We start from the raw sequence: 21,725 nt of genomic DNA, 5'->3' as shown, positions 1-21,725 counted from the left end.
ACCATGCACATCGGTCTCGTCGGTCTCGGCAAGATGGGCAACAACATGCGCACGCGTCTGCGTGCGAACGGCATCGAGGTCACCGGTTTCGACCGGAACCCGGATGTCACGGATGTCGCGACCATCAGCGACCTCGTCGCTGCACTCCCGGCACCTCGCACGGTCTGGGTGATGGTTCCCGCGGGAGCGATCACCGACTCGGTCGTCGAGGAACTCAACGGTCTGCTGGAAGCCGGCGACCTCGTCATCGACGGCGGCAACAGCCGGTTCACCGATGACTTCAAGCACGCCGAGCTGCTCTCCGCCAAGGGCATCGACTACATCGATGCCGGCGTCTCGGGCGGTGTCTGGGGTGTCGACAACGGATACGGCCTCATGGTCGGCGGCTCCAAGGAGCAGGTCGAGCGGGTCATGCCGGTCTTCGACGCGCTTCGCCCTGAGGGCCCGCGCGACGAGGGCTTCGTCCACGTCGGCGAGGTCGGCGCAGGCCACTACGCCAAGATGGTCCACAACGGCATCGAGTACGCCCTCATGCAGGCGTACGCCGAGGGGTTCGAGCTCCTCGACAAGCGCGAGGACATCATCAAGGACGTCCCGGGCACCTTCAAGGCCTGGCAGCGCGGCACCGTCGTGCGGTCCTGGCTGCTCGAGCTCCTCGTCCGCGCCCTCGAGGAGGACCCGGACTTCGAGCAGATCGAAGGGTACGTCGAGGACTCCGGTGAGGGTCGCTGGACGATCGAGGAGGCCATCGCCAACGCGGTGCCCGTCCCGACGATCTCCGCGTCGATCTTCGCGCGGTTCGTCTCGCGCCAGGAGGACTCACCGGCGATGAAGGCCGTCGCGGCACTCCGCAACCAGTTCGGCGGACACGCGGTCAAGAAGGCCGACGACTGATTCACGTCGCCTCCTGGCGAACGAAACGACCCTCCCGCGGCTGTGTGCTCGCCGGGAGGGTCGTTTTCGTTCACCGTGCGCCGTTCAGTCGGCGGTGCCGCCGGTGTCGTCGAGCGCGCAGGAGGCCGGCGTCGGGGCGAGACGGTAGGGTGACGTGGTGATCGTGCGGCACTTGAATCTCACCGACTACCGCAACTACGCGGTGGTCGATGTGGCGCTCGAACCCGGTCCCAATCTGTTCGTCGGGCGGAACGGTCAGGGCAAGACCAACCTCGTCGAGGCGATCGGCTACCTGAGCAGTCTCGGTTCGCACCGGGTCTCCTCCGAACAGGCGCTCATCAGACACGGCGCTGATGCGGCGATCATCAGGGCTCGAATCGTGCACGACGGTCGCGAGCTCCTCGCGGAGGTGCAGCTCAACCGCGGTTCGGCGAACCGGGCCCAGGTCAACCGCTCGCAGATCAAGCCACGCGAGCTGCCGCGCTACGTCTCGACGGTCCTGTTCGCACCGGAAGACCTGCTGATCGTCCGCGGCGACCCGTCCGCGCGACGACGGTTCATCGACCAGTTGCTCGTCCAGCGCATCCCGCGGCTCGCCGGCGTCATGGCCGACTACGACCGGTCGCTGAAACAGCGCAACTCGCTCTTGAAATCGGCGCGCGCACGGGGCCTGAAATCCGGTCCGTTGGCGACGCTCGACCTGTGGGACGACCGACTCGTGCAGTACGGCACCGAGATCATCGCGGAACGGTTGCAGCTCATCGCCATGCTCGGCGGCCCGCTCCGAGCTGCGTATCGAGCCGTCGCCGGCGACGATCACCGGCCCGTCCTGTTGCCGGTCCTCAGCATCTCCGGGACGGACGCCGAAGACGAGTCCGCCGTGGCGGATCCGACGGAGACCCCGGAACCGGGTGCGCCGGTCGACTCGGCCCTCATCGCTGAACGGTTCCGAGCGGCCTTGACGAGCCGACGTTCCGCCGAGCTCGAGCGCGGCCTGACACTCGTCGGGCCCCACCGCGACGACGTCTTCTTCGGCCTCAACGGACTGCCGGTGAAGGGTTATGCCAGTCACGGCGAGTCCTGGTCGTTCGCGCTCGCGGCGAAACTGGCCTCCGCGGAGCTGCTCCGAGCGGACTCCTCTCTCGGCGACCCGGTGCTGATCCTCGACGATGTCTTCGCGGAACTCGATTCGCGTCGTCGCGAACGGCTGGCGGCGGCCGTGGCCGTGTACGACCAGGTGATCATCACGGCGGCGGTCTTCGACGACGTCCCGGAACGGTTCACCGCCCACGTGGTGCGTATCGAGGCCGGTCGGATCGTCGACGACACCGAGGATGCGACGTCACCGGCGGTCGTGTCACCGGTTCCGGAGGCGACCCATGACTGAGCCGAGACGACTCGGTCGCGACGCCGATCCGGCCGGAGACCTGTCCGCGGCGGTCTACCTCCGGTTCAAGGAGATCTTCGGCGGTGAGCGGGTGTCGCGCGACCGCAAACGGCGAGAACGCTCGGCGGCCAGCCCGCAGGACTCCGTCCCCTACGGCGTCGGACGCGATCCGAAAGGGCTCGGCTCGGTCATCGACTCGCTGACCGCCGGCCTCGGCTGGAACTCCCCACTCGCACAACACGACCTCCTCGGCAACTGGGCGGAGCTGTGCGGCGAGGACACCGCCAGGTACTCCGAACCGGTGTCGATCTCCGACGGCGTGCTGCTCGTGCAGTGCCAGTCGACGGCCTGGGCGACGCAGTTGCGCCACATGCGTCACGAGATACTCGTCCGCATCGCCGAACGGTACCCGGAGGCAGGGGTCGACACGATCCGTTTTCAGGGCCCCGGAGCACCCTCCTGGAAAAGAGGCCCCAGGTCGATTCCAGGGCGTGGTCCACGCGATACTTACGGCTAGGGAGGCAAATACGCCCTCCAGGCTCGGAAACCTGTCTCAAACGGGCGTTTTCTCGCGGCCTGACGAGCTCTGTTTGGTAGGATGGAGCGGTCGAATCTCGACGGTTTGGAGCTCTCTTTTCAATGACATCAGAACCGAATACGCACGCCGACGAGTCTGACTACGGCGCAAGTGCCATCCAGGTTCTCGAAGGTCTCGAAGCCGTCCGGAAACGGCCCGGTATGTACATCGGGTCCACCGGTCCACGTGGTCTGCACCACCTGGTCTACGAGATCGTCGACAACTCCGTGGACGAAGCCCTCGCCGGCTACTGCGACACGATCCTCGTGACCATCCTCGAAGACGGTGGCGTCCGCGTCGTCGACAACGGTCGAGGCATCCCGGTGGACATCCACCCGGTCGAGAAGAAGTCCACGGTCGAGGTCGTCCTCACGATCCTCCACGCCGGCGGCAAGTTCGGCGGCAGCGGCTACGCGGTCTCCGGTGGTCTGCACGGTGTCGGTTCGTCCGTCGTGAACGCACTGTCCACCCGCCTCTCGGTCGAGGTCCGCCGACAGGGGTCGGTCTGGCGCCAGAGCTTCCAGCACGGTGTGCCGGACGCGCCGCTCGAGCAGGGTGAGCCCTCCTCGGAGACCGGCACCACGATCACCTTCTGGCCGAGCCCGGACACGTTCGAGACCACCGAGTTCGACTACGAGACGCTCCGCACGCGTTTCCAGCAGATGGCCTTCCTCAACAAGGGTCTCCGCATCGAACTCGCCGACGAGCGACCCTTGCGCGACGCGATCGAGGCCGAGGACGCCGACGACAACTCGGCTGCGCACTCACAGCGGAAGGACGTCTTCTTCTACGAGCGCGGTCTCGAGGACTACGTCGAGTACCTGAACAAGGCGAAGCGTGCCGAGCTCGTCCACGACGAGATCATCTCCTTCGAGTCGGAGAACACCGAGCGCAAGATCGCGCTCGAGGTCGCGATGCAGTGGACCACGGCGTACAACGAGAGCGTCCACACCTACGCGAACACGATCAACACGCACGAGGGTGGGACGCACGAGGAGGGCTTCCGCGCAGCGCTCACCACGCTCGTGAACCGCTACGCCCGCGAGAAGGGCATCCTCAAGGAGAAGGACGACAACCTCTCCGGCGACGACGTCCGCGAGGGTCTCACCGCGGTCATCTCCGTCAAGCTGTCCGAGCCGCAGTTCGAGGGCCAGACGAAGACGAAGCTCGGTAACACCGAGGCGAAGGCCTTCGTACAGAAGGTCGTGAGCGAGCAGCTCAACGACTGGTTCGACCGCAACCCGAACCAGGCCAAGGAGATCATCCGGAAGGCGCTCCAGGCGGCGACCGCCCGGCTCGCGGCTCGCAAGGCCCGGGAGACGGCCCGACGCAAGGGACTCCTCGAGGGCGGCGGCATGCCCGGCAAGCTCAAGGACTGCCAGTCGAAGGACCCCTCGCTCTCCGAGATCTTCATCGTCGAGGGTGACTCCGCAGGCGGCTCCGCTGTCCAGGGTCGCAACCCCGAGACGCAGGCGATCCTCCCGCTCCGCGGCAAGATCCTGAACGTCGAGAAGGCGCGCCTCGACCGCGCACTCGCGAACAACGAGGTCCAGGCGATGATCACGGCGTTCGGCGCCGGCATCGGCGAGGACTTCAACCCCGACAAGGTGCGGTACCACAAGATCGTGCTCATGGCCGATGCCGACGTCGACGGCCAGCACATCACCACCCTGCTGCTGACCCTGCTGTTCCGGTACATGCGACCGCTGGTCGACCTCGGGTACGTGTACCTCGCGCAGCCGCCGCTCTACCGTCTGAAGTGGTCGAACGCCGATCACCAGTACGTGTACAGCGACCGCGAACGCGACGCCCTCCTCACCGACGGGGTCGCCTCCGGCAAGCGCATCCCGAAGGAGAACGGGATCCAGCGCTACAAGGGTCTCGGCGAGATGAACTACAAGGAGCTGTGGGAGACCACGATGGACCCGCAGACGCGGACGCTCCTCCAGGTCACGCTCGACGACGCCGCGGCTGCCGATGAGATCTTCTCCACCCTCATGGGTGAGGACGTCGAGTCCCGCCGTACCTTCATCCAGAAGAACGCGAAAGACGTCCGCTTCCTCGACATCTAGACCCTTCGACAGGCTCAGGGACCGCCCTCCGGCGGGCTCAGGGACCGGGACCAGAACCCTGTCACCGCGCAACGACACTGATCAACACTCGAACCGCTCGAGGATCGAGAGAACGTAGAGAACATGGCAGACGAAACCAACGACGAGGTAGTGGTCCCCGACGAGGACCACGGCGTACACGGCCGCATCGACCAGGTCGACCTCCAGCTCGAGATGCAGCGCAGCTACCTCGACTACGCGATGAGTGTCATCGTCGGCCGTGCGCTTCCGGACGTCCGCGACGGCCTGAAGCCCGTCCACCGCCGGGTCATCTACGCGATGTACGACGGCGGATACCGTCCCGACCGCTCCTTCTCCAAGTGCGCGCGCGTGGTCGGCGACGTCATGGGCCAGTTCCACCCCCACGGCGACACCGCGATCTACGACGCCCTGGTGCGTCTCGTCCAGCCGTGGAGCCTCCGCTACCCGCTCGCGCTCGGCCAGGGCAACTTCGGTTCGCCCGGTAACGACGGCGCTGCGGCCCCTCGGTACACCGAGACGAAGATGGCGCCGCTCGCGATGGAGATGGTGCGCGACATCGACGAGGAGACCGTCGACTTCCAGCCGAACTACGACGGAGAATCGCAGGAGCCGGTCGTCCTGCCGGCGCGGTTCCCGAACCTGCTCGTCAACGGTTCCGTCGGTATCGCGGTCGGCATGGCCACCAACATCCCGCCGCACAACCTGCGCGAGGTCGCCGACGGCGCCCTGTGGCACCTGTCGAACCCCGACGCCAGCCGTGAGGAGCTCCTCGAGGCGCTCATGCAGCGCATCAAGGGACCGGACTTCCCCACCGGTGCCCAGATCCTCGGCATCAAGGGCATCCAGGACGCGTATCGGACGGGCCGCGGCTCCATCACGATGCGCGCCGTCGTGAACGTCGAGGAGATCCAGGGTCGTACCTGCCTGGTCGTCACCGAGCTGCCGTACCAGGTGAACCCCGACAACCTGGCGCTGAAGATCGCCGACCTCGTCAAGGAGGGTCGCCTCGGCGGCGTCGCCGACATCCGCGACGAGACCTCCGGCCGCACCGGCCAGCGACTCGTGATCGTGCTCAAGCGCGACGCGGTCGCGAAGGTCGTCCTCAACAACCTCTACAAGCACACGCCGCTGCAGGACAACTTCGGTGCGAACATGCTCGCGATCGTGGACGGCATCCCGCGCACCCTGCCGCTCGACGGCTTCATCACCAACTGGGTCACCCACCAGGTCGAGGTCATCGTCCGCCGTACGGTGTTCCGCCTGCGGAAGAAGGAGGAGCGCGCGCACATCCTCCGCGGCTACCTCAAGGCGCTCGACGCATTGGACGAGGTCATCGCCCTCATCCGTCGCTCGCCGTCGGCCGACGAGGCGCGGACCGGCCTGATGGACCTCCTCGAGATCGACGAGCTCCAGGCGAGCGCCATCCTCGACATGCAGCTGCGTCGTCTCGCAGCGCTGGAACGTCAGAAGATCATCGACGAGGCTGCCGAGATCGAGGCGCAGATCGCCGACCTCAAGGACATCCTCGCGAAGCCCGAGCGCCAGCGGCAGATCGTCAGCGAGGAGCTCACCGCGATCGTCGACCGGTACGGTGACGACCGCCGCACCGAGATCATGTTCGGCTTCGACGGCGACATGAACATGGAAGACCTCATCCCCGAGGAGGAGATGGTCATCACCGTCACCCGCGGCGGATACATCAAGCGGACGCGGAGCGACAACTACCGTCAGCAGCACCGCGGCGGCAAGGGCGTGAAGGGTGCCCAGCTGCGCGCGGACGACGTGGTCGACCACTTCTTCGTCACGACGACGCACCACTGGCTCCTCTTCTTCACCACCAAGGGTCGTGTGTACCGCGCGAAGGCGTACGAGCTGCAGGAGGCCGGCCGCGACGCGAAGGGCCAGCACGTCGCGAACCTGCTCGCCATGCAGCCCGACGAGGAGATCGCCGAGATCCTCGACATCCGCGACTACGAGGCGGCCACCTACCTCGTCCTCGCGACGCACGACGGTCTCGTCAAGAAGACGGCCCTCTCGGAGTACGACACGAACCGCTCCGGCGGCATCATCGCGATCAACCTGCGCGAGGGCGACGAGCTCACCTCGGCCCTCCTCGTGGAGAACGACAGCGACATCCTGCTCGTCTCCCGCAAGGGGATGTCGATCCGCTTCACCGCGAGCGACGAGACGCTGCGACCGATGGGACGTGCCACCAGCGGCGTCATCGGGATGCACTTCCGAGACGAGGACAAGCTGTTGTCCGCCTCGGTCCTGCCGTCGCTCGAGGGCGAGGAACGGGAAGCGTTCGTGTTCGTCGTCACCGAAGGCGGGTTCGCCAAGCGCACCAACATCGACCAGTACCGCGGTCAGAACCGCGGTGGTCTGGGCATCAAGGTGGCCAAGCTGAACGACGATCGAGGCACGCTCGCCGGCGCCCTGATCGTCGATGAGGGCGACGAGGTCCTTGTGGTTCTTGCCAGTGGCAAGGTGGTAAGGTCTGCCGTGGCCGAAGTTCCAGCGAAGGGGCGCGACACGATGGGCGTCGTCTTCGCACGTTTCGCGGAGAGCGACCGAATCATCGCGCTGGCCAAGAACAGTGACCGAAACCTTGAGACCCAGGATGTTCCGGAGACGGTTGCAGACGCAGCGGCTCTGGAGGGTGCAGAACCCGAAGCATCCGTGCCGGACGAGACTCCGGCGATGAAGGAAGAAGTAGATGAGCAGTAGCGTCGCAGAGAAGTTGGCCAAGAAGTCGACCAAACGCACCAGCACCAAGCAGGTGCGCCTCAAGCTGGTGTACATCGACTTCTGGTCGGCGGTGAAGCTGTCGTTCCTGGCGGCGATCGCGGTCGCCGTGGTCATCGTGGTGTTCTTCTTCCTGGTGTACACCGTGCTCAACACCACGGGTGTCTTCACCAAGGTGGGCGGGCTCTTCACCGACATCGCCGGCCCCGGAAACAACATCCTCCAGTACGTCAACCTGCCGCAGGTCATGGCCTTCGCCGGAATCGTGGCGCTGCTCAACCTGATCGTCATCACGCTGATGGGTGCCCTCCTCGCGGGGCTCTACAACCTCAGCGTGAAGATCACGGGTGGTCTCCTCGTCGGGTTCACCAACAACTGACCTTCCTCCCGGTCCCAGCGTCGCTCGATTATGAGTTGCGCTGGGAATCGGGTAGTCTCATCAAGGTTCAAAACGGGGCTATAGCTCAGGCGGTTAGAGCGCTTCGCTGATAACGAAGAGGTCCCAGGTTCAAGTCCTGGTAGCCCCACCCTGCACGACACGCAACACACTCGATGGATCAGGATCTCGCATCCGGATCTGTTCGGGGCCTTAGCTCAGTTGGTAGAGCGCCTGCTTTGCAAGCAGGATGTCGGGAGTTCGATTCTCCCAGGCTCCACAATCGAGAAGCAGCCTCCGTCACTCGACGGGGGCTGTTCTTGTTCGAGCAAGCAGCTCGCGAGCACCGCTACATCGCCGTCTACGATGTGTCACTCGCTCGGCCGCCACAACCAGTCGGTCCAGTAGTCGCCGCGCACGACCCACACATCGTCGCCGAACTCTTCAGCCGACACGGTGATCGGCCGTGGATCCCAGAGGGTGCCGTCCAATCGGCCGCGGTCGACGAGGTAGGTGTCCTCGAACGCCGCTCGATCGGATCCTGCCGGGGGTCTCACGGTGAAGAGCGACCAGCACCCGCCGCTGGCGCATTCGCTCCGCACGCTCATCAGCGTGGTGCCGTGTGGGAACCGCATCGCCTCGGTGGACGGAACGGCGGCGCCCTCGGCGCGTCCGAAATCCAGGATCAGGAGCCGAAGCGGGTAGAGATGCAGCGAGACGTCCAGCACCACGGCCGCAGCGATGAGGACAGCCGCCGTCCAAGTGCGTCGTCGCCTCGTCGCCTGCATGGTGCCCCCGTCTCACCGGCCCCCGCCGGAGGCTCGACGGTAGCAGCGTTGCCCGTTCCCCGAGCGACGGCGGTTAAGCTGGCGACATGGACATCCGCGTCGCTGCATATGCCGTCATCGTCGACGAACGGGGCATGCTGCTCTCCCACTGGAACGAAAGCGGACACAGCGGCTGGACGCTTCCCGGCGGCGGGATCGACCCTGGTGAGGACCCGGCCGACGCGGCGGTCCGCGAGGTGTTCGAGGAGACCGGGTACCACGCAGAGCTCGACGAGCTGATCGGCGTCGACTCGCAGGTCGTGCCCGCTGAGCGTCGCCTCAGCTCGACGGCCACCGGGCCGCTCCACACCCTGCGGATCGTGTACCGGGCGCACCTCACCGGCGGCACCCTGACCTATGAGGCCGATGGCAGCACCGACTATGCGGCGTGGTACCCGCTCGAGGAGGTCGGCTCGCTCGACCGCGTCAGCCTCGTCGACGTCGGCCGACGCTTCGCCGGCCTCATCTGAGGCAAGCGACCGCGGCACACGCGGCCCGCACAACACAAAGCCCCTCCCCGGTCGGAACCGGTGAGGGGCTGCGTCGTGCGAAGCGAACTCAGGAAGCCGCGGGCTCCTCGTCGGAGACCCAGAGCTCGTCGTCGGCACGGAACGTCTGCCAGACGGCGTACGCGACACCGGCCGCGGCGAGGACGCCCAGGCCGATCGCGATGACGGTACCGGCACCGGCACCCTTCTTGGCGGGCAGCACCTGCTCGGGGACGTGGAGGCGACGCAGCGCCGACTGCACGCGCGTGTCCTTCGCGATGTCGCCGATGCTCAGCACCGTGCCGACGACGCCACCGACAGCGGGGACGACGCCGTGCGAGATGCCGTGCTTCACGCCGTCGACGGCGTTCCGCGAGTACTTGATACCGCGGTCGACCGTGGGGACGACGCGGTGCTCGTAGGTGTCGCGGACGACAGGCGCCACCTGCTCCTTCGAGAAGTTCCCGAGCTGACGGCTCACCTCACGAGCGACCTCGTTGGCGTGGTTGAGTACATCCTGCTGGGAGTCCCAGAGGTCGGCAGCGGAACCCTTGAGCTTCTTGAGCTCTTTCCGGCGCTTGCGTGACAGGCTCATGTGGTCATCTCCAATGATCGCGGCAACAACGTAACCTCCATCTTGCCACTTAGACCCCTGGATACCATCCGAGAGTCCCGAACCCTTGTGCAAGAATTGTCTGTATGTCAAAGCACACCGCAGTCGCCACGTTGCACACCAACCACGGTGAGATCAAGGTCAACCTCTTCGGAGACCACGCTCCCAAGACGGTCAAGAACTTCACCGACCTGGCGACCGGCGGGCGCGAGTGGACGGACTCGAAGACGGGCCAGACCCGGAACGACGCGCTGTACAGCGACCTCATCTTCCACCGCATCATCCCCGCCTTCATGATCCAGGGCGGCGACCCGCTCGGCACCGGCACCGGCGGCCCGGGCTACAACTTCGACGACGAGATCCACCCGGAGCTCACCTTCGACGAGCCCTACATCCTCGCCATGGCGAACGCCGGCAAGCGCCGCAACGCGATCACCGGTGCCGTCGAAGGCACCAACGGCTCGCAGTTCTTCATCACCACCGTTCCGACGCAGTGGCTCCAGGGCAAGCACACCATCTTCGGTGAGGTCGCCGACGCCGACTCCCGCGCCGTCGTCGACGCCATCCAGGCAGTCCCGACCGGTGCCGGCGACAAGCCGATCGAGCCGGTCGTCCTGCAGAGCGTCACCATTTCCGAGGCGTAGACCCGACTCGGAGGACAGACCGTGACCCTGCCCCGGGATCCGTCGGCCAACGTCTGCTATCGCCACCCAGACCGTCAGAGCTTCGTGCTCTGCCAGCGCTGTGGTCGGACGATCTGCGGCGAATGCCAGACGCCCGGGGCAGTCGGTTTCATCTGCCCCGAGGACATGAAGGCGCAACGCCAGAGCGCCCCGCGCAACCGGATCGGCGCGAGGATCAGCAACTCCTCCCCGATCGTCACCTACGCGATCATCGCCGTGACGGCGTTCGTGTTCCTCCTGCAATGGATTCCCGGGCTCGGCGTCACCAACGCCCTGCTGTACGCCGGCGTGTACTCGGATCCCGCCTACGGCGCCTTCCAGCCCTGGCGGATGCTGACCGCGGTCTTCGTGCACTCGCAGGGGTTCATCTTCCACATCCTGCTGAACATGTACACGCTCTGGATCTTCGGCCGGATCCTCGAGACCATGCTCGGCCACTGGCGCTTCCTCGCGCTGTACCTCGTCGCCGGGTTCGCGGGCTCCCTCGGCGTGTTGTTCCTCTCCGCCCCGCAGACCGCCGTCGTCGGTGCATCGGGAGCCATCTTCGGCCTCCTCGGCGCGTTCCTCGTCATCCAACGCAGGATGGGCGCGGACACCCGCGGGCTCCTGGTGCTCCTCGGCATCAACCTCGTGATCGGGTTCATCCCGGGTGTGAACATCGCGTGGCAGGCCCACCTGGGCGGCCTCGTCGGTGGCGCCCTCATCGGCCTCATCCTCGTCAACACCCGGAAGCGCACGCAGCAGCCCCTCCAGGTGGTCCTCATCGGCGCCGTGAGCCTCGCCTTGGTCGGCGCGAGCCTGGTCCCCGCGCTGGTCTGACGCACCTCGACAGGCTCGGTGACCGGGTCCGGCTCGGTGACCGGGTCCAGCTCGTTGACCTGGTCCAGCTCGGTGACCTGGTCGGGGCTGCCGACCTGGCCTCGTCGGCGATCCCGAACCACACTCGCTTCGCGTCCATCGGTCGGGGCCGTCGGAGCGTTCGTGTGCGCCGAGCCCACGAAGGCTCAACCATGCAGCCCACGTTGAAGGTTGCGAGAGTTATCCACAGAGTTATGAACACTGGGGATAATTACACGGTTGTCATTCCCCGTGTTTCCGCGGGCCTGTGGAGTTCTCCACAGCGCGGTGTGGATAACCGGGAAGTTCTCCACATTCCTGTGGAGAACTCGGTCGGCTGGGTGCTCCGCGCACGAAACAGCGGGCCGTCCGAAGGACGACCCGCTGTGCACGAAGTATTGGGGTGGGGCTAGCGCCACCTGGTGGTCATGAGGAACCCGATGAAGGCGATGCCGAAGCCGACGAGGATGTTCCACGGCCCGAGGGACTGCACCGGCAGCAGCGTGCCGCTCAGGTAGTAGACGACGATCCAGGCGAGGCCGAGGAGCATGAACCCGAACATGACCGGCTTGAACCAGACGGCGTTCGGTGCGGGCTCGCCGCTCCTCTGCTCGGGTTCGCGGGACGGTTTGGTGCGTGCCTTCGTGCGTGCCATGCCGACATTCTACCTGTTCAGCTCAATCGCTGCCTTGAGGATCAGCTGAACCGAGGTTCTTCTGGGTAGAATCCATGGGTGACAGACGACCTTCCCTCGCGAGCGAGCGCACGCGCCTCCGAGCGCCGCGCCCCGGCGAAGCACCGCATCAGCGTCTTCGGCGTCGCGGGAGAGCTCCTCATCACGGCAGGCATGGTCGTCCTGCTGTTCCTGGCTTGGCAGCTCTGGTGGAACGACATGATCATGGCCGGCAGCCAGGCGAACGCCGCATCCAACCAGTCACAGCAGTGGATCGCGAACGCCGAGACGGAGCCGGCACCGGAGCCGACCGTCGATGCGAGCGGCGCCCCCAACTACGGCGAACCGCCGGTGACGGCCCGCCCGGCCCCCGGCGATCCCTTCGCCGTGCTCTACGTGCCCCGGTACGGAGCGGACTACCGTCGCGTCGTCGCCGAGGGCGTCGACACGGCGACCGTCCTCAACAGCTTCGACCTCGGCGTCGGTCACTACCCCAGCACGCAGATGCCGGGTGAGGTCGGCAACTTCGTGGTCGCCGGACACCGCAAGGCCTACGGCGGCGCGATGACGCTGATCAGCGACCTGCAGATCGGCGACCGCGTCTACGTGCAGACCGCAGACGGCTACTACACCTACGTGTTCCGGAACATCACCTACGTCCTGCCCACACAGGTCGAGGTGCTGAACCCGGTTCCCCAGTTGGACGGCGTCGCGCCCACACAGCGCATCCTCACCCTGACCACCTGCAACCCGCTCTACTCGACGGCGGAACGCAGTATCGCTTACGCGGTGTACGAGTCCTGGCAGCCACTGTCCGCCGGACCGCCCGCCGAGATCGCCGCGTCCGTCGCGGCCGCAGGAGGCTGACGATGTACGGCGCACTCTGGAGGGTCCTCCCCGGACCCGTGTGGCTGAGGATCATCATCCTCATCGTGCTGTTCGTGGCCGTGGTGGCCGCGCTCTTCACCTGGGTCTTCCCCTACGTGGACTCGTTCATCGTCGATCAGAACGTGACCGTCGGCGAGGAATGACCCGCATCCTGGTCATCGACAACTACGACAGCTTCGTCTACACGCTGATCGGATACGTCGAGCAACTGGGCGCTGAGACCACCGTCGTGCGGAACGACGGCATCGACGTCGACGACCTCGAGGACCGCATCCGCGAGGTGGACGGTGTTCTCGTCTCACCTGGACCAGGACGTCCCTCGGACGCCGGCATCTCCGTCGCCGCCGTACTGGCCGCGCACACCACCGGCACCCCGCTCTTGGGCGTGTGCCTCGGGCACCAAGCGATCGCCGAAGCGTTCGGGGCAACGGTCGGCACCGCCGAGGAACTCATGCACGGCCAGACCTCGTCGATCGAACACGACGGCAGCATGCTCTACGAAGGCGTCCCCCACCCTTTCAGCGCCACTCGCTACCACTCCCTCGCCGTCGTCGACGGCACCGTCCCCGGAGACCTCGAGGTCACCAGTCGGACGGTCGGCGGCGTCATCATGGGGCTCCGACACCGCGAGGCGCCCATCCACGGCGTCCAGTTCCATCCGGAGTCCGTGCTGTCCGAGGGAGGCTATCGCCTCCTGGCGAACTGGCTCGAGACAGCCGGGCTGCAGGGCGCCAGGCAGCGGGCGGCGGGGCTCAGCCCACTCATGCAGCGAAGCCCTTCGACAAGCTCAGGGACCGGGGTGCGCTGAGGGGCTGAGGCCGGTTGCCGGGCTACGGCCCTTCGACAGGCTCAGGGAGCGGGGGTTCTCTCAGGGACCGGGACTCAGGGGCCGGGGTTCGCTGAGGGACGGGCCCTTCGACAAGCTCAGGGACCGCGGGGTGCGGCTCAGGTGCCGGGGTGCAGCTCAGGGACGGGCAGGCGGCTCAGGGGTCGAGGAGGCCTACGGGCCGGTGCAGTACGTCAGGGTGATGACGGACTTCTGCGGGACGTCTCCCGGGCCAGGTGACATCGCCTTCACCGGATCGCCGGCGACGGCCTTGCAGGTCGCATCCGCCTGCGGCTGCACGACGAACTGCCTCGTCGAGTCCTGCAGGTAGTTGGTCGCATCGACGAGCGGCTGGCCGACGACGTCCGTCAGGGTCACGTTGCCGCTCGACACGACGAGGTTCACCGCGGAGCCCTGATCGACCGAGGTCCCCGCTGCGGGATCCATCCGGAGCACCACACCTGCCGGCACGGTCGGCGAGTTCTCGCGCGTCACGGAGCCCTGGGTGAGCCCTGCGGCGGCGATGGCGGCCCAGGCGGCCTCTGACGACTGGTTGGTGACGTCCGGGATCTCGACCTGCACACGGCCGGTGGAGACGTAGACCTTGATCTGCGTGTTCTTCGTGACCGTCGTGCCGCTCGGCGGATCGGTGCGGATCACGTGCCCGGCCTCGTAGTCGCTGCTGGCCTCGTCGAACTTCGTGGGCACGAGCTCGAGCTGCTCGATCGTGCTGTTGGCGCTCTCCCACGTGGCATCGACGAGATCGGGGACCTCGCGGGAGTCGGTGGAGATGCTGGTGGCCGGCGGGAGTTGCACGACCCAGAACACCAGCGAGAAGAGGATGACCGCGATACCGGCGACCGCAGCCCAGATCCACACGACCGGTGGCCGACGCTGGGTGCGCGTGACCGTGTCGTCGGAGGTGAGCTGGCGGATCGCCTGTTCGGTGCTCGAAGCGGCCGTCGGCGAGGGGCCGAACAGGGAGTCGTGGTCGTCGCGACGGACGGGGACATGACCGGCGCCGGCCTCGTCGAGGTCCTCGCGGAACTCGACCGCGCTCTGATAGCGCTCGAAGCGGTCCTTCGCGAGGCCGCGGAGCACCACCTGGTCGAGGGCAGGAGACACCTTCGGGTTGATCGAGCTCGGCTTCACCGGTCGCTCGCTGACGTGCTGGTACGCGACGGCGACAGCGGTGTCGCCGCGGAACGGCGCCTTGCCCGTCAGCATCTCGAAGAGCACGACACCGGTCGAGTAGAGGTCCGTCCGTGCGTCGACCGTCTCGCCCTTGGCCTGCTCCGGGGAGAAGTAGGCGGCCGTACCGAGGATGGCGGTGGTCTGCGCGACGGTGGTCGACGAGTCGGAGACGGCGCGGGCGATGCCGAAGTCGGTGACCTTGACGTCGCCGGCCGTCGTGATCATGACGTTGCCCGGCTTGATGTCGCGGTGGACGACGCCGGCACGATGCGAGTATTCGAGCGCGGTGAGGATGCTGTGCGCGATCCGTACCGCCTCGTCCGCTGCCACCGGGCCCTCGGCGATGAGGTCCTTGAGCATCCGCCCTTCGACGTACTCCATGACGATGAACGGTTCGATGAGATCGTGGCCGGAGCCGTCCTTCACGCGCTCCTCGCCGGCGTCGTACACACGGACGATCGTGGGGTGCGCCATGCGCGACGCGGCCTGTGCCTCCTGGCGGAAGCGGGACCGGAACGCTGGGTCGGTAGCGAGCGTCGACTTCAGGACTTTGATGGCGACGGTGCGCCCGAGCTTGGTGTCGACACCGCGGAAGACGTTGGACATGCCTCCGCGACCGATGAGGTCGCCGACGACGTATCGACCTGCGAGCAGGCGTTGATCGTCAGCCACGTACCACCCCTGAATTCGCTTGGAGGACAAACACTAACAGCTTACTCGCGCGCCCTTCGAGCGCTCTCAGGGATGACCCTGAGAGCACTCGCGGAGGCATCGGCCTACTGTTCCTTGATGACGTTGACCGCGGTCGACGACGGCGATCCGGACGAGGTGCCGGTGCTGCATCGGACCGCGTACGACACCGTCAGCTGCCCCACGGCGTCGACCGTGATGGTGCCGGTGGTGGTGTTCGCGTCGAACTGCCCGGAGGAGTTGTTCTGGAAGTACCCACCGGAGACGGCGACGGTGTAACCGAGGAAGTCCGCACCGGTCGGGCAGGCGTTCTGCAGCGCGAGCCAGTCCACCTTGATCGTGGTCGAGGTGGCGTCCTTCGGGATGACGAGCGATCCGTCGTCGAGCGAGGACTGGTCGAGCTTCGGCGCCTCGGTCGGCGGGTCGATGACGGCGACCTCGTCGTAGACGGTCAGCGTGATGGCCGAACCGGTCTTGACGTTGCCCGTGGGGTTCACGTCGTAGACGGTGTCGACCTGCTCGGGAGACGTCGCCGGGTTGCCGACGTTCTTCGAGACGCTGAAGTTGTAGGGCGGGGCACTGAAGATCGTGTTGAGCTCTTCAAAGGACCGGCCCTGGAGGTCGCTCAGGTTGATCGGGAAGACGGTCGGCGTCGGGGTGGGTGTCGGCGTCGGGGTCTTGGTCTTCGTCGGGGTGGCGGAGCTGGCGGTCGCCGACGGCGTGGTCCCGCCGGCATCGTTCCCCTGGTTCGCGAACACCGCGATGAGCGAACCCACCAGCACGATGACGAGGAGCGCGACGAGACCGATGAGCGGCCAGGTCCACTTGCTGCGCTTCTTCTTCTCGCCCTCGACCGCTGCGTCGTCCTCGAACTGCTCGGCCTCCGCGGCCGACAGCAGCTGCGTGGTGGCGTCGTCGGCGGCCGGCATGCGGCGCGTCTGGTCCATCACGGTGGTCGCGGCTTCGCCGGCTCCACCGAGGATCATCGGGACGGCTGCGGCCGCAGCGTTGAGGTCGCCACGGCGGAGGGCCTGGGCGGCCCGGGCGACGTGCGCGGAGGACGCGGGACGATCGACCGGGTTCTTGGCGATCATCGACATGACGAAACGGCGGACCGGCTCGGCGATCGTGACCGGGAGCTCCGGCGGGGCCTCGTTGATCTGGGCCATCGCGATGGCGACCTGCGACTCGCCCGTGAACGGACGACGTCCGGCCAGGCACTCGTACGCGACGATGCCGAGCGAGTAGATGTCGGTCGACGGCGACGCCGGGTGCCCGCTCGCCTGCTCCGGCGAGAGGTACTGGACCGTTCCCATGACCTGACCGGTCGCGGTGAGCGGCACCTGGTCGGCGATGCGGGCGATGCCGAAGTCGGTGATCTTGACGCGGCCGTCGGGCGTGATGAGCAGGTTGCCCGGCTTGATGTCGCGGTGGACGAGGCCGGCGGCATGCGCGGCCTGCAGTGCCGACGAGGTCTGCGCGACGATGTCGAGCACCTTGTCGGTGGGGAGCACGCGCTCGCGCTCGAGGACGGTCGAGAGCGCCTCGCCGGGGACGAGCTCCATGACGAGGAAGGCGCTGCCGTCCTCCTCGCCGTAGTCGAAGACGTTGGCGATGCCCTCGTGATTCACCAGGGCGGCGTGCCGAGCCTCGGCACGGAAGCGCTCGAGGAACCCGGGGTCCCCCATGTACTCGTCCTTGAGGATCTTGATGGCGATGGTCCGGCCGATGACGAGGTCAGTGGCCTGCCACACCTCGCCCATTCCACCGATCGCAATACGAGATTGCAGTTCGTAGCGACCCCCGAAGGTCAGCCCGGCTGTCGGTCTCATTTATTCAGCACCGCCTCTAGTACTTTCTTCGCGATCGGCGCGGCCACGAGGTTGCCGTAACCGTCCTGTCCGAGTCCACCGCCATCTTCAACAACGACCGCCACGGCGACCTTGGGGTCGTCCGCGGGCGCGAAACCGGTGAACCACAGCGTGTACGGATCGTCCGATCCGTTCTGTGCCGTGCCTGTCTTTCCAGCCACATCGACCCCATCTATTCTTGCATTAGTCGCAGCACCGCTCTGGACGCCCTGGACCATGATGTCCGTGATCTCCTTGGCCACCTCGCTCGTGATCGGCTGCGACAACTGCGCTGGTTCGAACTCCTTCAGCACGCTCAGATCCGGGTTCACGACGCGGTTGACGAGCTGCGGGTTGCAGACGACACCGCCGTTCGCGATACCCGCGGAGACCATGGCCATCTGGAGCGCCGAGGCCCGGACCGTGTACTGCCCGAAGGCGGCCATGGCGGTCTGGTCGTCGCTCAGCGCGTTGGGGAACGTGCTCGGCTGCATCGGCATGGGGTTGAGGCCGGTGCCCGTGATGTTCACGTCCATGTTGAAGCCGAAGCTCTGCGCCATGTCGCGGATCTTCTCGTAGCCGAGTTCGACACCGAGCTCCGCCAGCGGGATGTTGCAGCTGAGCTGGACGGCCGTCGCGATGGAGACGGTCGCCCCACCGCCGCAGCTGCCGCCCTCCGAGTTGCGGATCACGGTGCTCGTGCCGGGGAGGGTGTACGTCGACGGGTTCGGGAACTCCGACTCCGGCGTGTACTGGCCGGAGGCGAACGCGGCCGCCGCGGTGACGAGCTTGAACGTGGACCCGGGCGGATCGAGGTCGCCGTCGACACCCTTGTTCAGCAAGGGCTGACGGTCGTCGTCGTCGAGGGCGCGGTAGGCGTCGAGGACGGCGGCGTTGTCGTGGCTCGCGAGCACGTTCGGGTCGTAGCCGGGGCTCGACACCGACGCGAGGATCTTGCCGGTCTTCGGCTCGATCGCGACGATCGCGCCCTCCTGGTCGCCGAGGGCGTCGAACGCGGCCTGCTGCACGACGGGGTCGAGCGTGACCTCGACGGCGGCACCCTTGGGAGCTTGCCCGGAGATGAGCCGGTTGATGGAGTCGAGGAACTGCGAGTTCGACGTACCGCTCAGGTAGTCGTTCGTGGCGAGCTCGAGCCCGGAGGACCCCTGCGTCGGCGAGAAGTAACCGGTGACGGGCGCGTACAACGGACCGTTCGCGTAGACCCGCTGGTACTTGTACTCGTCGTCGCTCGCGACCGACGAGGCGATCGCGGTGCCGTCCGTCAGGAGGATGGGACCGCGTTCCGTGCGATAGCTGTCGTACAGCGTGCGCGTGTTGCGGCCGTCCGCGTTGAGGGTGTCGGCCTGGAACATCTGGATGATGGTCGTCGACCCGAACAGGGCCAGGAACATCGCCAGGACGACGATGCTCACCCGCTTGAGTTCACGATTCATGAGACCACCGCCTTGGGTTGGGTTCGGACCGTGTCGGAGATGCGCAGCAGCACGGCGATGATGATCCAGTTCGCGACGAGGGACGATCCACCGGCGGCCAGGAACGGCGTGGTGAGACCGGTGAGCGGGATGATGCGCGTCACGCCGCCGACGACGACGAAGACCTGCAGGGCGACCGTGAACGCCAGGCCGATCGAGAGCAGCTTGCCGAAGTCGTCGGTGCCCGCGTAGCCGACCCGGAATCCGCGGGAGACGAGCAGCAGGTAGAGCGCGAAGATGGCGAACAGACCGGCGAGACCGAGCTCCTCACCGAGGCTGGCGATGATGTAGTCGCTCTGCGGGACCGGCGTGATCTCCGGCATGCCCTGGCCGAGACCGGTACCGAGCAGCCCGCCGTGGGCGAGGCCGAAGATCCCCTGGACGAGCTGGTAGCTGCCGCCGTCGCGGTCGAAGACCTCGGGGTTGAAGGCGTCCCACCAGTTGTGGAAGCGACCGGCGACGTAGGACAGCGTCTGGCCGGCGATGAACGCGCCGGCGAAGAACATGGTGAGGCCGATGATGATCCAGCTGGCGCGGCTCGTGGCGACGTAGAGCATGACGAGGAACATGCCGAAGTAGAGCAGACCCGTTCCGAGGTCGCGCTGGAAGACGATCACGCCCATCGCCATCGCCCACACCACGAGGATCGGGCCGAGGTCGCGCAGCCGGGGGAACTGGACACCGAGGAACTTCTTGCCCACCATCGACAGGCTGTCGCGGGTGCGGACGAGGTAGCCGGCGAAGAAGACGGCGAGGGCGATCTTCGCGATCTCACCGGGCTGGAAGGTGACCGCGTCACCGATACCGATCCAGACGCGTGCACCGTTGACCTCCCGGCCGATGCCCGGGAGCAGGGGCAGCAGGAGGAGCACGAACGCGAAGAGACCGGCGACGTAGGTGTACTTGAAGAGGATGCGGTGGTTCCGGATGATGAGGACGACCGCGATGGCCCCGCCGATGGCGATCGCACTCCACACCATCTGGCGGACGGCGGCGCTCTCCCAGCCGGAGTCGCCGAGGGCGATGTCGATCCGGTAGATCTCCGCGATGCCGATCCCGCCGAGCACCGTGGCGATCGGTAGGAGGAACGGGTCGGCCTCCGCCGCCGTGTAGCGGAGCACGATGTGGAACGCGAGGACGAGGAGCGACAGCCCCGAGCCGAAGGTGATCAGGGCGAAGTCGAGATGACCGAGCGCGCCGAGCTGCACGAGCATGACGGCGACCGCGTTGATCGCGAACGCGAAGATGAGCAGGGCCAGCTCGAGGTTGCGGAGCTTCTTCGGGAGCCGGAGCCGACGCATCGTCTTGATGACGCCGGTGTCGGCCTGGATCGGGGCTGCGACGTCACTGGTCATCGGTCACCCGCAGACGTTTCACGATGTCGAGGGCCTCGGAGAACGAGGACGCGCTGATGGTCTGGTCGACCGCCTGGCGGTCGAAGTCGGAGAGCGAACCGAGGGGGATGCCCGTGTCCTCCTTGACGCTCGACAGCTGGATGGGCCCGACGTCCTGCTGGATGCCCTGGTAGATGACGACCGTGTCGGTGTCGCCACCGACGAAGTAGCGCGTCTGGGTCCAGGCGTAGCCGAGCACGACGCCGCCGACGATCGCGACGATGACGACGATGAGGCCGACGAGCCAGGTGATGCGGCGGCGCCGCGCACGGCGCTCGTCCTCCTCGATGAGCTCGTCGAGGTAGTCCTCCGACGCCGGCTCGAAGTGGGAGTTGCCGAGCGAGGTGACCCGCCCGGGATGCAGCCAGCTGTTCGGGATGAGCGAGGGCTTCTTCACCGAGGGGGTGAGGGCGAAGGCGACGGGCTTCGAGGCGGAACCGACGACGACGGGATCGGCGTCGCCGACCGGCTGGTCGACGATGTCGACGACGACGACCGTCACGTTGTCGGGTGCGCCGCGGTCGAGGCTCTGTCGGACGAGCTTCTCGGCGGTCCGCTGCGCCGACAACTCCTCCGTGAGCGTCGCGGCGATGTGCGGCTCGTCGACGACGCCGGAGAGGCCGTCGGAGCAGAGGATCCAGCGGTCGCCTGGCTGCGTGCCGAGCGTCATCGTGTCGATCTCGGGCGAGGCGTCGACGTCACCGAGGACGCGCATGAGCACCGATCGACGCGGGTGCACCATCGCCTCCTCCGCCGTGATCCGGCCGGAGTCGACGAGTCGCTGGACGAAGGTGTGGTCGACCGTGATCTGGCTGAGCTCGCCCTCGCGGAACAGGTAGATGCGGGAGTCGCCGATGTGGGCGATGGCGACCTCGTTGCCGATGACCGCGAGGGCGGACACCGTGGTGCCCATGCCCGTGAGTTCCCGGTGCTTCGAGACCGTCTCGCCGAGGATGGAGTTCGCAGCGAGGATGGCCGCCTGCAGCGTCGCCTCGGCCGCCTCCGACGAGGGATACGGCTCGTCGGCCTCGATGATGCGGTTCAGTGCCATCGCGGAGGCGACGTCGCCTCCGGCGTGGCCACCCATGCCGTCGGCGACGACGAACAGGTGACGCCCGGAATACCCGGAGTCCTGGTTGTTTGAGCGCACTTTACCCACATGGGAGAGCGCCGCGCCGGCGCCGCTGGTCGTCACCG

At 66.8% G+C, this 21,725-nt stretch carries 20 protein-coding genes and 2 tRNA genes; 14 read left to right on the top strand and 8 right to left on the bottom strand.

What is annotated here, in order from left to right:
- Positions 1-3 precede the first annotated feature (3 nt).
- From gnd to ASF68_RS11135, 8 genes are all read left to right on the top strand, one after another.
- On the top strand, positions 4-894 hold the full coding sequence (gene gnd / locus ASF68_RS11170; RefSeq protein ID WP_056010210.1) for a phosphogluconate dehydrogenase (NAD(+)-dependent, decarboxylating): 891 nt from the start codon (positions 4-6) through the stop codon (positions 892-894).
- 157 nt (positions 895-1,051) lie between these two features.
- On the top strand, positions 1,052-2,281 hold the full coding sequence (gene recF / locus ASF68_RS11165) for a DNA replication/repair protein RecF (RefSeq protein WP_056011829.1): 1,230 nt from the start codon (positions 1,052-1,054) through the stop codon (positions 2,279-2,281).
- Positions 2,274-2,798, top strand: coding sequence for a DUF721 domain-containing protein (locus ASF68_RS11160; protein WP_056010208.1), 525 nt, complete (start codon positions 2,274-2,276; stop codon positions 2,796-2,798). Before recF ends, ASF68_RS11160 begins: the two co-directional genes overlap by 8 nt.
- A 122-nt stretch (positions 2,799-2,920) precedes the next feature.
- On the top strand, positions 2,921-4,930 hold the full coding sequence (gyrB, locus tag ASF68_RS11155; RefSeq protein WP_056010206.1) for a DNA topoisomerase (ATP-hydrolyzing) subunit B: 2,010 nt from the start codon (positions 2,921-2,923) through the stop codon (positions 4,928-4,930).
- Between the two features lie 123 nt (positions 4,931-5,053).
- Positions 5,054-7,678 carry a DNA gyrase subunit A gene (gene gyrA, locus ASF68_RS11150; RefSeq protein ID WP_056010204.1) on the top strand — a complete coding sequence of 875 codons (2,625 nt, stop codon included), beginning with the start codon at positions 5,054-5,056 and terminating at the stop codon, positions 7,676-7,678.
- Positions 7,668-8,075 carry a DUF3566 domain-containing protein gene (locus ASF68_RS11145; protein WP_056010202.1) on the top strand — a complete coding sequence of 136 codons (408 nt, stop codon included), beginning with the start codon at positions 7,668-7,670 and terminating at the stop codon, positions 8,073-8,075. Before gyrA ends, ASF68_RS11145 begins: the two co-directional genes overlap by 11 nt.
- Positions 8,076-8,149: 74 nt before the next feature.
- Positions 8,150-8,223 (top strand) — tRNA-Ile (locus ASF68_RS11140).
- A 56-nt stretch (positions 8,224-8,279) separates the two neighbouring features.
- Positions 8,280-8,352, top strand: a tRNA-Ala gene (locus tag ASF68_RS11135).
- A gap of 91 nt (positions 8,353-8,443) precedes the next feature.
- Here ASF68_RS11135 and ASF68_RS11130 read toward each other — a convergent pair.
- Positions 8,444-8,860 carry a hypothetical protein gene (locus tag ASF68_RS11130; protein WP_056010200.1) on the bottom strand — a complete coding sequence of 139 codons (417 nt, stop codon included), beginning with the start codon at positions 8,858-8,860 and terminating at the stop codon, positions 8,444-8,446.
- Between the two features lie 86 nt (positions 8,861-8,946).
- Between ASF68_RS11130 and ASF68_RS11125 the strand changes: the two genes are divergently transcribed.
- Entirely contained in the window at positions 8,947-9,369 is a 423-nt protein-coding gene (locus tag ASF68_RS11125; RefSeq protein WP_056010199.1) for an NUDIX hydrolase, read from the top strand.
- Between the two features lie 88 nt (positions 9,370-9,457).
- Here the strand turns inward: ASF68_RS11125 and ASF68_RS11120 are convergent, their stop codons facing one another.
- A complete protein-coding gene (locus ASF68_RS11120) occupies positions 9,458-9,982 on the bottom strand; it encodes a hypothetical protein (protein ID WP_056010197.1) in 525 nt (174 codons plus the stop codon).
- Between the two features lie 104 nt (positions 9,983-10,086).
- Here ASF68_RS11120 and ASF68_RS11115 point away from each other — a divergent pair, with 104 nt between their 5' ends.
- Positions 10,087-10,644 carry a peptidylprolyl isomerase gene (locus tag ASF68_RS11115; RefSeq protein ID WP_056010195.1) on the top strand — a complete coding sequence of 186 codons (558 nt, stop codon included), beginning with the start codon at positions 10,087-10,089 and terminating at the stop codon, positions 10,642-10,644.
- A gap of 165 nt (positions 10,645-10,809) precedes the next feature.
- A complete protein-coding gene (locus ASF68_RS11110; protein WP_235526791.1) occupies positions 10,810-11,502 on the top strand; it encodes a rhomboid family intramembrane serine protease in 693 nt (230 codons plus the stop codon).
- 427 nt (positions 11,503-11,929) lie between these two features.
- Here the strand turns inward: ASF68_RS11110 and ASF68_RS11105 are convergent, their stop codons facing one another.
- Complete coding sequence (locus ASF68_RS11105; RefSeq protein ID WP_056010191.1) at positions 11,930-12,175, bottom strand: cell division protein CrgA; 246 nt, start codon at positions 12,173-12,175, stop codon at positions 11,930-11,932.
- Positions 12,176-12,253: 78 nt separating this feature from the next.
- Here ASF68_RS11105 and ASF68_RS11100 point away from each other — a divergent pair, with 78 nt between their 5' ends.
- From ASF68_RS11100 to ASF68_RS11095, 3 genes are read left to right on the top strand one after another with little or no spacing between them, the layout of a single operon-like run.
- Complete coding sequence (locus ASF68_RS11100) at positions 12,254-13,060, top strand: class E sortase (protein WP_157580311.1); 807 nt, start codon at positions 12,254-12,256, stop codon at positions 13,058-13,060.
- Between the two features lie 2 nt (positions 13,061-13,062).
- Positions 13,063-13,224, top strand: a complete 162-nt coding sequence (locus ASF68_RS19080) for a hypothetical protein (protein WP_164488336.1) — start codon at positions 13,063-13,065, stop codon at positions 13,222-13,224.
- On the top strand, positions 13,221-13,889 hold the full coding sequence (locus tag ASF68_RS11095; RefSeq protein ID WP_056010189.1) for an aminodeoxychorismate/anthranilate synthase component II: 669 nt from the start codon (positions 13,221-13,223) through the stop codon (positions 13,887-13,889). The genes ASF68_RS19080 and ASF68_RS11095 overlap by 4 nt, the downstream gene beginning before the upstream one ends.
- A gap of 192 nt (positions 13,890-14,081) precedes the next feature.
- On the opposite strand, the gene pknB is transcribed toward ASF68_RS11095, so the two are convergent.
- The 5 genes from pknB to ASF68_RS11070 form a co-directional block, all read right to left on the bottom strand.
- A complete protein-coding gene (gene pknB, locus ASF68_RS11090; RefSeq protein ID WP_056010187.1) occupies positions 14,082-15,773 on the bottom strand; it encodes a Stk1 family PASTA domain-containing Ser/Thr kinase in 1,692 nt (563 codons plus the stop codon).
- 104 nt (positions 15,774-15,877) lie between these two features.
- Complete coding sequence (locus ASF68_RS11085) at positions 15,878-17,623, bottom strand: protein kinase domain-containing protein (protein WP_056010185.1); 1,746 nt, start codon at positions 17,621-17,623, stop codon at positions 15,878-15,880.
- Positions 17,620-19,095 carry a penicillin-binding protein 2 gene (locus ASF68_RS11080; RefSeq protein WP_056010184.1) on the bottom strand — a complete coding sequence of 492 codons (1,476 nt, stop codon included), beginning with the start codon at positions 19,093-19,095 and terminating at the stop codon, positions 17,620-17,622. Before ASF68_RS11080 ends, ASF68_RS11085 begins: the two co-directional genes overlap by 4 nt.
- The gene (locus ASF68_RS11075; RefSeq protein WP_056010182.1) at positions 19,092-20,489 is read right to left on the bottom strand and encodes an FtsW/RodA/SpoVE family cell cycle protein; all 1,398 of its coding nucleotides are present in this window, start codon (positions 20,487-20,489) and stop codon (positions 19,092-19,094) included. Before ASF68_RS11075 ends, ASF68_RS11080 begins: the two co-directional genes overlap by 4 nt.
- The gene (locus tag ASF68_RS11070) at positions 20,479-21,723 is read right to left on the bottom strand and encodes a Stp1/IreP family PP2C-type Ser/Thr phosphatase (protein ID WP_056010180.1); all 1,245 of its coding nucleotides are present in this window, start codon (positions 21,721-21,723) and stop codon (positions 20,479-20,481) included. The genes ASF68_RS11075 and ASF68_RS11070 overlap by 11 nt, the downstream gene beginning before the upstream one ends.
- Positions 21,724-21,725: the final 2 nt, after the last annotated feature.

Origin of the sequence: Plantibacter sp. Leaf314, from assembly GCF_001423185.1 — a bacterium.
In the GTDB taxonomy this organism is placed as follows: domain Bacteria; phylum Actinomycetota; class Actinomycetes; order Actinomycetales; family Microbacteriaceae; genus Plantibacter.
The sequence above is the reverse complement of the archived record's forward strand: the minus strand, read 5'-3'. Positions and strand labels throughout refer to the sequence as shown.